Source organism: Pseudodesulfovibrio thermohalotolerans (genome assembly GCF_021353295.2).
In the GTDB taxonomy this organism is placed as follows: Bacteria; Desulfobacterota; Desulfovibrionia; order Desulfovibrionales; family Desulfovibrionaceae; genus Pseudodesulfovibrio; species Pseudodesulfovibrio thermohalotolerans.
The window spans coordinates 283,175-294,844 of sequence record NZ_CP120635.1; the positions used below are offsets into that span (position 1 = coordinate 283,175).

The 11,670-nt window shown below is 62.7% G+C and carries 12 protein-coding genes; 6 read left to right on the forward strand and 6 right to left on the reverse strand.

From position 1 onward, the window contains the following. Nucleotides 1–2: 2 nt before the first annotated feature. A complete protein-coding gene (locus LF599_RS01350) occupies nucleotides 3–1,706 on the reverse strand; it encodes a hydantoinase/oxoprolinase family protein (protein ID WP_279522006.1) in 1,704 nt (567 codons plus the stop codon). Nucleotides 1,707–1,934: 228 nt separating this feature from the next. On the opposite strand from LF599_RS01350, the gene LF599_RS01355 reads away from it, so the two are divergent. From LF599_RS01355 to LF599_RS01370, 4 genes are all read left to right on the forward strand, one after another. After that, the gene (locus tag LF599_RS01355) at nucleotides 1,935–2,795 is read left to right on the forward strand and encodes an NmrA family NAD(P)-binding protein (protein WP_279522007.1); all 861 of its coding nucleotides are present in this window, start codon (nucleotides 1,935–1,937) and stop codon (nucleotides 2,793–2,795) included. Between the two features lies 1 nt (nucleotide 2,796). Continuing rightward, the gene (locus LF599_RS01360) at nucleotides 2,797–3,585 is read left to right on the forward strand and encodes an HD-GYP domain-containing protein (protein ID WP_279522008.1); all 789 of its coding nucleotides are present in this window, start codon (nucleotides 2,797–2,799) and stop codon (nucleotides 3,583–3,585) included. A gap of 142 nt (nucleotides 3,586–3,727) precedes the next feature. After that, nucleotides 3,728–4,606: a zinc dependent phospholipase C family protein gene (locus tag LF599_RS01365; RefSeq protein WP_279522009.1), complete on the forward strand. Its 879-nt coding sequence runs from the start codon at nucleotides 3,728–3,730 to the stop codon at nucleotides 4,604–4,606. 100 nt (nucleotides 4,607–4,706) lie between these two features. Then, nucleotides 4,707–6,995 (forward strand): PAS domain S-box protein, encoded by a 2,289-nt coding sequence (locus LF599_RS01370; protein ID WP_279522010.1) that lies wholly within the window; start codon nucleotides 4,707–4,709, stop codon nucleotides 6,993–6,995. A gap of 248 nt (nucleotides 6,996–7,243) precedes the next feature. On the opposite strand, the gene LF599_RS01375 is transcribed toward LF599_RS01370, so the two are convergent. After that, entirely contained in the window at nucleotides 7,244–7,819 is a 576-nt protein-coding gene (locus LF599_RS01375; RefSeq protein ID WP_279522011.1) for a flavodoxin family protein, read from the reverse strand. Nucleotides 7,820–7,828: 9 nt separating this feature from the next. Continuing rightward, nucleotides 7,829–8,338, reverse strand: coding sequence for a nitroreductase family protein (locus tag LF599_RS01380; protein ID WP_269940894.1), 510 nt, complete (start codon nucleotides 8,336–8,338; stop codon nucleotides 7,829–7,831). Between the two features lie 165 nt (nucleotides 8,339–8,503). On the opposite strand from LF599_RS01380, the gene LF599_RS01385 reads away from it, so the two are divergent. Continuing rightward, nucleotides 8,504–8,908 carry a winged helix-turn-helix transcriptional regulator gene (locus tag LF599_RS01385; RefSeq protein WP_279522012.1) on the forward strand — a complete coding sequence of 135 codons (405 nt, stop codon included), beginning with the start codon at nucleotides 8,504–8,506 and terminating at the stop codon, nucleotides 8,906–8,908. 35 nt (nucleotides 8,909–8,943) lie between these two features. Next, nucleotides 8,944–9,315, forward strand: a complete 372-nt coding sequence (locus LF599_RS01390) for an Hpt domain-containing protein (RefSeq protein WP_269941116.1) — start codon at nucleotides 8,944–8,946, stop codon at nucleotides 9,313–9,315. Between the two features lie 79 nt (nucleotides 9,316–9,394). Here the strand turns inward: LF599_RS01390 and phoU are convergent, their stop codons facing one another. From phoU to LF599_RS01405, 3 genes are all read right to left on the reverse strand, one after another. Continuing rightward, complete coding sequence (gene phoU / locus LF599_RS01395; RefSeq protein WP_279522013.1) at nucleotides 9,395–10,060, reverse strand: phosphate signaling complex protein PhoU; 666 nt, start codon at nucleotides 10,058–10,060, stop codon at nucleotides 9,395–9,397. Between the two features lie 28 nt (nucleotides 10,061–10,088). Next, nucleotides 10,089–10,850: a phosphate ABC transporter ATP-binding protein PstB gene (gene pstB, locus LF599_RS01400; RefSeq protein ID WP_279522014.1), complete on the reverse strand. Its 762-nt coding sequence runs from the start codon at nucleotides 10,848–10,850 to the stop codon at nucleotides 10,089–10,091. 120 nt (nucleotides 10,851–10,970) lie between these two features. Then, the gene (locus LF599_RS01405) at nucleotides 10,971–11,630 is read right to left on the reverse strand and encodes an AMIN domain-containing protein (RefSeq protein ID WP_269940895.1); all 660 of its coding nucleotides are present in this window, start codon (nucleotides 11,628–11,630) and stop codon (nucleotides 10,971–10,973) included. Between the last annotated feature and the right edge of the window lie 40 nt (nucleotides 11,631–11,670).

Below are 11,670 nucleotides of genomic sequence, written 5' to 3' on the forward strand. Positions count from 1 at the left end.
GGTTAGCGCCCCTCCCCGAAAGTCTTGATTACGCCGGGACGGACCTGGCACTTGACGCGGATGTTCCGGCCCACCTGGTCGTAGCCTTCGACCATGTTGAAGCTTGACGCGTGGGTGATCTGGGCGTCCTCGGTCTTGAGGAACACGCCCATGGAGTCGAGCTGCATGGTGAGTTGGTTGACGGCGTCGCGTTTGGCGTCCTCCAGGTCGTAGCTGGAGGGAACGTTTTCCCTGTACGAAAGGGTGGGGATGAACAGGACGTGCCGCTGGGTGTCCGCGAAGAGCTCCAGTTCCCAGGTGGTCCGCGTGAGGGCCGCGCCGATGGCGTTGGCCACGTCGAAGTTGGCAGGCACTTCGGTGGAGAGCTGGAAGCAGTCGCGGAGTTCGTCCTTGAGGGCTTCGGCCGGTCCGCCCATGAGGTAGACCTTTTTGGGCACGATCTTCTTGCCTTCGAGAAGCTCGTGGATGGTGTAGACGGGCTTGGAGTTGATCTCCTCCACCAGGTCGCGGGTGGCGTTCTGGATCGTCTTGGCCGCGTACATCACGGCGTCTCCGGCGAGTTTTTCGACGCTCAGGCCGCGGGCCGAGGCGTAAGCTTCCATGGCGGCTCGGGAAGCCTGGACGTCGCCCACGGCGCAAGCGCCCTTGCAGTTCAGGGCGTCGGTCAGGGTGACGTGTTCTCCGCCCAGACAGACGGATGGGCCGAGCCGGTTGGGACCGACGCGGACGTCCTTTCCGGCCACGGAAATGGCCGAATCGCCGCCGATGCCGATGGAGTGGACCTTCAGCGCGGAGACCAGGGTGGGGTGGGAGCCGATGTCGATGCCCTCGCGCTCGATGAGCGGCGCGCCGTCGGCAAAGACCGCGATGTCTGTGGTGGTGCCGCCGATGTCGAGGATGATCGAGTCGTGGAAGATGTCGGTCAGGGCGATGATGCCCATGACCGAGGCGGCCGGACCGGAAAAAATGGACTGTACGGGCATGGTCCGGGACTGGGGCAGGGGCATGGTCCCGCCGTCGGCCTTGAGGATGTTGACCTTGACCTTGGCCAGGCCCATGTCGGCCAGGGCGTTTTCCACGGCGGAGGCGAACTCGTTGTAGATCCGCCAGACCGCGCAGTTGAAGTAGGCGGTCGCCACGCGGCGCGGGAAATTCAGCGCGCCGCCGAGCTGGTGCCCCAGGGTGACGAAGTCGGCGTGTTCGCAGATGTCCACGCTCTTGCAGTTGCAGACCGTGCGCCGGATAAGGTTCTCGTGGCGCGGGTTGCGGGTGGAGAACTTGGATACCGCGGCGAAGACGCGCACGCCGTTTTCGCGGCAGCGGTCGACGGCCTCGGCGAGCTGGCGCGTGGACAGCGCGCGGACCTCGTTGCCCCGGTGGTCGATGGACCCCTCGATGACGTGAAAATCCTTGCAGGGCATGAAATTGTGCGGGTCTATGCCCGGCCCCGACGAGACTATGACGCCCACGTCCTCGGTCTTGTTCTGGACGATGGCGTTGGTGGACAGGGTGGTGGACAGATTGAGCTGGGTAACCGCGTCCTTGTCCACCTGGCCGAGGATGGCGGCCAGGGCCTCGGTGACCGAGGAGAGCAGGTCGTCATGCCGGGTGGGCACTTTGCATGAGGCGGCCACCGAAGGGACGTCCGTAAGGTCGATGGCGACCGCATCCGTGTGGGTGCCGCCCACGTCGATTCCTAATAACATTTCCACTCCGTATTTGTTCAGGCTTCCTTTCGAGGTAACCCCCTTGGGCGCGGTGCGCAAGCATCCATTCGGTAAATGGTCGAATCCGGGCGGGGAATGGTACGGTTCGTTTTCATGGGAAGTTCGGGGCGCGCCGTTTGCCTTTCCCTGCCTTCTTCGTGTAGCGTGCGGGAGTCACAAGAAAAATCACCGCGAGCCGATCCGGCCCGCTTGAAAAGGAGCGTTTCCATGAGCAGGATATTCATAGCCGGCGCTGCCGGGAATCTCGGTTCGGCGCTTATCGATACACTTGCCGACAAGTCCGAAATCGTGGCCGGGGTGCGCTCCCCGGAACAGGGCGGACTTCTGGCCGAAAAGGGCGTGGAGGCGAGGGTGTTCGACTTCGGGGACAAGGATTCCATGGTCGCGGCCATGGCCGGGTGCGACCGCATGTTCCTGGTCATTCCCATGCAGGAGAAGCTGGCCCGGTTCGGACGGTTGGCCGTGGACGCGGCCAAGGAGGCGGGCATCGGCTATATCGTCCGGTCCAGCCGGTACGGCGCGTCCTCCGACGCCCACTGGCGGCTGGGACGGGAGCAGGGCATGGTGGACCAGTTCGTGGAGGACTCCAAGATTCCTTTCACTGTCCTGCGCCCCAACACTTTCATGCAGAATTTCAGCACGTTCCTCGCCCCCATGGTCAAGTCCGGGACCATCGCCCTGCCCGAGGAGGACTACAAGGTCAGCTACATCGACGTGCGCGACGTGGCGGCCTGTGCGGCCCGGTTGTTCCGGGACAACGAGGGATTCACGGGCGGTTTCTACGCCATGACCGGCCCCGAGGGACTGACCCTGGCGGACGTGGCTTCGACCATCGCGAAAGCGGCCGGAATCAAGGTGGAATACGTCCCGGCCGACGAGGACGCGTATATCGGGAGCCTTGATGCGGCGGGCGTGCCCGAATGGAACCGGAACATGCTGGTCAGCCTGAGCCGGGTGGTGAAGCTTGGCATGATGGGCAACGTGACCCAGGCCGTGGAATATCTGACCGGCGTTCCGGCGAGGCCCTTCGCGGCTTTTGCCGAAGAGCGCGCTGACGCCTGGAGATAGCATGACCGGGCGCAAGGGGCGGGAGGAGCTGCTTCGGATCATCCGGACCATCTCGGCGGGTGGTTCGGCGAACGGAATCCACGCCCTGACCGGCCCGGAGTACGACCCGGATATCCAGGAGCTGGCCGAGGCCGTGGCCGTGATGCTGGCCAAGATCGAGGCCAGGGAGGACCGGCTGGAGCAGCTCCTGGCCAAGATTCGGCGCGACACCGTGAACACCATCACGGCGGTGGCGCACGCCCTGGGCGCGCGTGACGCCTACACCGAGGGCCATGGCGAGCGCGTGGGAATCTACGCCCGGCGGCTGGCCCAGCGGCTTGGGCTGCCCCCCGACGAGGTGGAGCGCATCCGCATTGCCGGGACGCTGCACGACATAGGCAAGATCGGCTTCAGCGACCGGATATTTTCCGGGGAAGACACGCCCCTGACCAGGGAGATGGTTGATGAAATCCATCGCCACCCTGAGTGGGGCCGCGACATTCTCAAGAATCTCGATTTCCTCGGCCCGGCCCTGGAATACGTCTATGCGCATCACGAACTCATGGACGGGTCGGGCTATCCGCGCGGGTTGGCGGGGGAGGCCATCCCCCTGGGCGCGCGCATCCTCTGCGTGGTCGACTATTTCGACGCCATGACCACGGACCGTCCCTATCAGCGGGGCCGCTCGGCCGAGGACGCGTTCGGCATCCTTCGCAGCCTGGCCGGGGCCACTTTGGACGCGGCTTTGGTGGAGGCCTTCATTCGTGAAGTCGAGGAGGGCGGCATGGCAGGGGACCGGCACGGGGATTGAGCCCATTTTTTCTTTGCCGGCCTTTGTTCAGTGAGGCCGGGAGGTTGTCCGAATCCCGGCCCGCCGGGCGGGAATCGGCACCCGATTATCGTTGACTTTTCGGGGCAGACCCTTAGTTTCTCCTTCGGAGAGACATTCGCAGATGAAGCTGATTCTGATCCTTTCCTGCCTGTTCGTTGCGCTTTTGCCCGATCAGGCTCTAGCTTGGGGACCGGGGGTGCACCTGGCCCTGGGTAATGTCGTGCTCGGCAACCTGGGCTGTCTGCCGCCGTTGCTGGCCGCGCTCCTGTCGCGTCATCGCGAGGCGTTCCTCTACGGCAGCCTGTCCGCCGATATCTTCATCGGCAAGGGAACCCGGATCAAGCCCGGCCACAGCCATAACTGGGTGACCGGCTTCAAGCTCCTCAGGTCCGCCCCGGACCCGCGCGTCACGGCCTATGCCTACGGCTACCTGACCCATCTGGCGGCCGACGTGGTGGCCCACAACTATTTCGTGCCCAATACCCTGGCCGACATGCGGTCCGGTTCCAAGCTTTCCCATGTCTACGTGGAAGCCCAGGCCGACCGTCGTTTCCGCCAGGAACATGAGACCGCCCTGGCCCTGCTTCGGATGCCCAACCGCGCTCCGGACGACACCCTGCTTTCGGCAATGCATCGCCGCCGTCTGCCTTTCCTGGTCAAGAAGCAATTGCTCAAGGGAAGCCTTTCCCTGACCGGGCGCAAGTCCTGGACCGGCTCCCTGCGGCTGGCCGATCGCCTTCTTCATTCCTCGCGGGTCAACCGTGGACTGGACGAGATGTTTTCCCTGTCGGAGAACCTGGTTTTCGATTGCCTGAACGAGCTCGACAACTCCCCGGCCGTGTCCTTCGACCCCATCGGCAGCGGCAATCTCCGCCTGGTTCGCGAGATGCGCATGAAGCGGCAGGCCGTGGAGCAGTTCATTCCGGACGAGGACCTGCTCTCCATCCAGCGTCCTCTCGCGGACAGCGGACAGCCCGTTCTGGGCAGAGTCGGGAGCTAGCCGCGCGGGGATCGGGCGATCCGTTTCATTTCGACCGCCATTTTGCTATGCTTGTAATAATGCTGCGCAGAAAACGGCTGCAATAACGGATAACTGTTCCATGTTCAGACGCATCTCCTACCTCATCCCACCGCTCCTCGGCATTCTCGTGGCCGTGTTCGTCTACGTCGGCTATCGCACGGATCGGGACAACCATACCGAAAGGGTGCGCGGCAAGGTGGTTCAGACCATCAACGAGAGCAAGGCGAGCCTGGATGCGTCCATCGGCACGGGCGTCCGCCTGGCCTCCGCCATGGAGGCGTTCCTCAAGGTCTCCCCGGAGTTGGATCAGGCCCAATTCGTTGTGCTGGCCGAGGCGTTGCTGGCGAACATGCCTGCGGTGCGCTCTCTGCAACTCGCCCGAAACGACGTCGTTTCCCATTCCTATCCTTTCTGGAACACCAACGGCGTGATCGGAACGGACCTGACCAAGATTCAACCTTTGCGAACGCTGATCCAGCGGGCCAAGGTCTCCGGTCGGCGGCAGGTTCTGATCCCTGGCGGCCGTGTCTTTGAGCCGGAGGAGATAGTCATTCTGGCCCCGGTGTTTCTCCCCGGCAACGGTGCCCCGTCCAACTACTGGGGCGTTATCTGCGTTCACCTCGACGCCCCGACGCTGTTTCGGAGCGCGGGCATCGGCGTATCGGGCGGCGTCCTCCTCGCCCTGCGGGACAAGACCCCTCAGGAAGGACAGAACCCCATACTCGCGGGTGATCCCGTGGTCTTCGACATGACCCCCATGGTCCGGAGCATCTCGGTTCCGTCGGGCGAGTGGCTTCTGGCCGGTGCCCCCAGCGGTGGCTGGCGGGTCTCCCCCCACCGCAACGCCATCCTCATCACCGGGCTTCTGGCCGTGGTGATTCTCCCCGCCTCGCTGTGGGCCATCGTCGTCATCGTCATGGGCCGCCTCAAGGACAGGGAGCGTTACTATCAGCTCGTGCACAGCGCCAAGTCCATTATCCTGCGCATCAACATGGACGGTGACATCGTTTTCTGCAACGAATACGCGGAAGACTTCTACGGCTACGCGCCCGGTGAACTCATAGGCAAGCCCCTGGTGGGCACCCTGGTTCCGCGCAAGGCCCTGGAAGGACGCTCCATGCGCCGCTATCTGGACCGGCTGCTTCTCGATCCCTCGGCTCATCCCTTCAACGAAGCCATGAATTTGCGCCGCAACGGCGAAATAGTCTGGGTGGCCTGGGCGAACGACTCGGTCCGCTCCAAGGATGGGGCCACCGTCGGCCTGCTCTGCGTGGGAACCGACATCACCGACCGCAAGCTCATGGAAGAAGCCCTGCGCCAGCGCGAAAAGCAGTATCGGCTTCTGGCCGAGAACGTCACGGACATCATCTGGGGGCTGGACGCGGACTATCACTTCACCTACGTAAGTCCCTCGGACGAGGTCGTGCGCGGCTTCAAGCGGTCCGATGTCCTGGGCCGCCATATTGAGGATTTCCTCACCCCCGCTTCCAAAACCCGGTTCAAGGATATCCTTCGGGTGCTCGACGACCAGGCCGACACCCAGGGCCCCCTTACCTCCGTGACCGAGGACCTGGAATTCACCTGCTTCGACGGAGCCTCCGTCTGGCTTGAATCCCACCTCGGCATCCTCTTCAACGAGGAAGGCGAGCGCATCGGCCTACAGGGCGTCAGCCGCGACATCACCGACCGAAAGCTGGCCGAGGCCCTGCGCGAAGACGTGGAACGCATGGCCCGACACGACCTCAAGACGCCGCTGGGCGCGGTCATCGGCCTGCCCGAAGAGATACGCAAGCGCGGCAATCTCGACGCGGGGCAGGAAACCATGCTCGCCACCATCGAAAACGCGGGCGCGTCCATGCTCGAACTCATCAACCGTTCTCTGGATCTCTACAAGATGGAGTGCGGCACCTATGTCCTCAATCGGACCACCGTGGATGTCCTCGACGTGCTTGAGCAGATCAAGGCCGAATCCCTGCCCCATATCAGCGGAAAGGGGATCAGCGTGGGCATCGAAGTCCTTGGCAGCGAAGTGGTGGGTATCCTGCCTGTTTCCGCCGACGCCGAACTCTTTCGCTCTATGCTCTCCAACCTCGTGACCAATGCCCTCGAAGCCTCCCCCGAAGGCGGGTCCGTGTCTATCGTCATCGAAAAGCGCGGCGGACTGACCATCTCCATCCGAAACCAGGGCGAAGTCCCCCTGTCCGTGCGCGAAACCTTCTTCGACAAATATTCCACCTCCAGCCCGGCCCGGGGCTCCGGCCTCGGCACCTACTCGGCGCGCCTCATCGCCCGCACGCATGGCGGCGATATCACCGTGGAGACCAGCGCGCCGGGCGAGACCCGCGTTATCATCACTCTGCCGCAATAGGGCAGGGCGCTGCCCTGCAACCCGCCGGGGCGCTGCCCCGGACCCCGCCAGAGAACCCTTTGAAAAGGGTTCTCTGGACTCTCCCAAACTTTTTGGTGCCGCTTCGCGGGGGGGAGGGGACTTGAATCGAGCTTGTTTGTTATTGGGGCCGTGGACGGCAGCAATAGGGAAGGGGCTTGGATTATTCGAAGGAAATCGCCCGGTAGGCATCTCTGTGGGGAGAGTCTACCGGGCGGATTCGTTTGGCGTTACGCGTGGATTTTCTGCATGAGCCAGGCCATGTTTTCGCCGAGGATGTCCATGGTGAGCATCCCTTCCTCGTCCTTGAGGACTTCGCCTTTTTCGCGGCCGAAGCCCATGTTCCAGTAGCGGGAGCCTGGGACGATCATTTGCTGGATGAAGAAGAAGGAATTGAGGGTGTTGAAGGTCTGCATGGCTCCGCCGCGCCGGGCGGCGACGATGGCCGCGCCTACCTTGCGGGTGAACATGTTGCCGTTGACCAGGCCGACCATGCCCGCCCGGTCGATGAGCGCGCTCATTTCGGTGGTGATGGTCGCGAAGTAGGTGGGCGAGGCGAGGATGATGCCGTCGGCCGCGTCCATGGCCTCGATGCATTCGTTGAGGAAGTCGTTTTTGACGGCGCAGCGGCGGTCCTTGTTCTCGGCACATTTGTAGCAGGCGATGCAGCCGTGCATTTTCTTGCCCGACAGTTCGATCATTTCGGTTTCGATACCCTGAGCTTCCAGCTTGGCCAGGGCGCGTTTAATCATTTCGGCGGTGTTTCCGCCTTTTCGGGCGGACCCGTTGAACGCGACGACTTTCATGGGCGTCTCCTAGTAGGTGTTGTAGTGAACCCTGTTGGGGTTGAAGCGGCTTTCGGATTTCGGCCGTTGCGCGGGCCAGCCGATGGGGGCGAAGCCGAGGGGAATGACGTGCTCGGGGATGTTGAACATGGCCCGGTATCCCGCCACGCGCTCTTCCTTGGGGTAGATGCCGGTCCAGACCGAACCCAGGCCGAGCGCATGGCCGGCGAGAAGCACGTTTTGCATGGCGGCGGCGCAGTCCTGCACCCAGTAGCCCGGGTATTTTTCCTTGCTCAGGTCGCCGCAGACGATGATGCCCACCTGCGCTTGCAGGACCATCTGCACGTAGGGGTGCAGATTTGCCATGGCGTCGAGCCGTTCTCGTTCGTTGATGACGATGAACTGCCAGGGCTGTCCATTGCCCGCGCTGGGGGCCATCATGGCGGCCTCGAGGATTTGGCGGACCATTTCCTCGGGGACGGGCTTGTCTTCGAATTTACGTACGCTGCGCCGGGTGCACAGTGCTTCCAGGGTATCCATATTCATCCTCCGGGTTCGGGGTGGGCGGTACTGTTTATCTTAGTGATGTTTTCTGCTACTGGGGAAAAAATTTCAAGTACGCACTTCGAAGTTCTATAGTAACCAAAAATATACCGTAAGGTCGACAGCCACTCCGAGAGAGTCCGTCGGGCCGGGAGAAGGATCATGGGCGAGACGTGTTCCCTGAAGGTTTGCGGCGAAAAAAAGTATTATTGCAGCGTGGAACTGACCCTTCAGGTCATCGGCGGCAAATGGAAGCCGATCATCATACATAGGTTGGGGTCCGAGGGGACCATGCGTTTCAGCGAGGTGAAGCGGTCCATCCCGAACATCACCCAGAAGATGCTCACCCAGCAGTTGCGCGAGCTGGAGTCGGACGGCGTGGTCCGGCGCGAGGTGTATGCGCAGGTTCCGCCCAAGGTCGAGTATTCCCTGACGGAGTTGGGGGAGAGCGTCATGCCGGTCATCGGCTACCTCTGCCGTTGGGGCGAGCGGTATGAGGAGTGGTATGCGGAGCGGCCGTCCGAGAGCGGAACGGAGCGTGAGGGGATTTCCCTTTTCTCGCGGTAGGCGGTGGGGTATGGTTGAGAGCAAGGGGGAGACTTATGAACGATGTTTCCAGACGCGAAGGAAATCCGGCCCGGAATGGAGCCGTTTTTGATCCGGCCGAAGCCAGCCGGGCCTTGGGGCTCACCCTTGAGGAATTCGCTCCCCTGCTGGCCAAGGCGGCCGAAGAAATCCGGTGTCGGCTCGATGCCGTGCGGCAGGGGGTGGCCGAGGAGGATTTGCGCGCAGTGGCCCTGAACAGCCATACGTTGAAGAGCGTGGTCGCGACGCTGCGAGCCGAAGCCGTTCGCGAGGCCGCCATCGACATGGAACGGAGCGCCAAGGCGGGCGAGTGCGCGCGTTGCGCCGGGATGCTGGTCTGTCTCGAAGAGTGCGTCGCCGAACTGCTGGCGGAGCTGGATCGCGTCTGAATCAGGTCCGTCCGGAAAAGAGAACCCGCACAGTCCCAAGCCGGACCGTGCGGGTTTTTTTGTGCAATGCGGGAGAGGATCAGCCCCGGCAGTTGTGTTTCATGCTGGTGCCTTCCACGATGAAGACAACGGTTTCGGCCACGTTGGTCGCCAGGTCGCCGATGCGTTCCAGGTGGCGCGCGCCGATGATGGCGTGCACGCCCCGTTCCACGATGCGGGATTCGGCGACCATGTCGGCCACCATCTGCCGCAGGATGGCGATAGTCAGGTCGTCGGCCTTGTCGTCCATGCGGCAGACCTGTCCGGCCAGGGAGACGTCGTCGTCCACGTAGGCCTTGAGCGATTCGGAGAGCATTTTCTTCGCCGTGTTGGACAGGTCTTCCATCTTGGGGTTGTGGGGCATGGGCGGCCTGGTGGACAGGAAGATGGCCCGATGGGCCAGGTTGACCGCCTCGTCGCCGAGCCGCTCCAGGTTGACCGTGATGCGCTGCGCGCCGACGATGGTTCGCAGGTCGACGGCCATGGGCTGGTCAAGGGCGAGGAGTTCCAGGCTGAAGTTGTCGATGTCGTCTTCCATCTCGTTGATGGCTTCGTCGCCGACGATGACCGATTCGGCCAAGTCCGCGTCGTTTTCGAGATAGGCGCGGATGGCCTTGTGCACGGCAGACTCGGACAGGGCCGCCATGCGCAGGACCATGACCTTCAAGTCTTCGAGCTTTTTGGAAAAATGTGCGCGTTGTTCCATGATGCGTTGCGTCCTTTGCCGTCCGGGCTTAACCGAAACGGCCCGTGATATAGTCTTCCGTCTGCTTGTTGGCGGGGTTCGTGAACATGGTCTTGGTGTCATCAACCTCGATCAGCTTGCCCATGTAGAAGAAGGCCGTCCTGTCGGACACGCGGGCCGCCTGCTGCATGGAGTGGGTGACGATGATGATCGTGAATTCCTTTTTGAGCTCGTGGATCAGGTCCTCGATCTTCTGGGTGGCGATGGGGTCCAGGGCGGAAGCGGGTTCGTCCATGAGCAGAACCTCGGGTTCCACGGCCAGGGCGCGGGCTATGCACAGCCGCTGCTGCTGGCCGCCGGACAGTCCCAGCGCGGAGGTGTGCAGACGGTCCTTGACCTCGTCCCACAGGGCCGCGCCCTGTAGGCTCTCCTCGACCTTCTGTTCCATGAACTGCTTGTCCTTCACGCCGTTGACGCGCAGGCCGTAGGCCACGTTCTCGAAAATGGTCTTGGGGAAGGGGTTGGGCTTTTGGAAGACCATTCCGATGCGTCGGCGCAGGGACACCACGTCCAGGCCGGGGGCGTAGATTTCCTGGCCGTCCAGGGTCATCTTGCCGTCCACCCGGGTACCCGGGATGAGGTCGTTCATGCGGTTGATGCAGCGAAGATATGTGGACTTGCCGCACCCGGACGGTCCGATGAGTGCGGTGACCCTGTTGGACTCGAAGTCGATGCTTATGTCTTCCAGCGCTTTGAAGTCTCCGTAGTGGAAATCCAGGTTGGTGGAAGACACTTTTATGGTCGTCGTCATTGTTCGTGCTCCGTGGCAAATAAAAAAGATGTGTTCCGCTTGTGGCGTAACGCAACACGAGTAACCCGATGGAGTTACGAGTCAATGACCCGTTTGTGACAATTGCGTAACAGCCGGGGTTCAGGGCAGGGCGACCAGCACATGAAGCTCCTCTCCCGCTTTCTGGATGTCGGGCCGAACCGGTTCCTCCGGCGGCGTGCGGAAGTGGACGACCATGCGGAAGCGGTCCGGATGTTCGCCCATGACCAGATGTTTGACGACGCCTTCCGACCGGATCACGCTGTCGCCCTTGTGTCGCCACGTACCCAGGATGTCGACCACCAGCCGGTTGGGATCGTTCAGGTTCATGATGGCGGTATCGCCCAGGGCGCGATCGGCGACCACGACGATGCCGAACCCCTGCGAGGTCTCGTTCAGGCTCACGGCACGGATCAGGCCGGGGCCTTCGGAAGGGGCCATGGCCGGGGTCTCGCCCACCACGGGCGCGGGGGCGGGAGCCGGTTCGGCTTTGGGCTTTTCGGTATGTTCGGCGGAGGCTGATTCCTCTGTCTTCACGGAGGATGTGGCAGCGGATGCGTCAGGGGAAAGGCCGGGCGCGACCGGGAATTCGCTGCCGTCGGGCATGACCATGGGCAGGACGGTGAAATCGACGGCCATGCGCACCTGGTGGCGCGCGGCGTTTTCGGCCAGGCCCTGCCGGGCGGAAAGGAGTTCGGCGGCAAGCGCGGTCACGGCGCAGACCGCCAGGAAAAGAAACAAGTGCCTGAACGTTTTGGACATGCGTACCCCTCGCTGATTGAAAACTCTAGAGGGCTATACT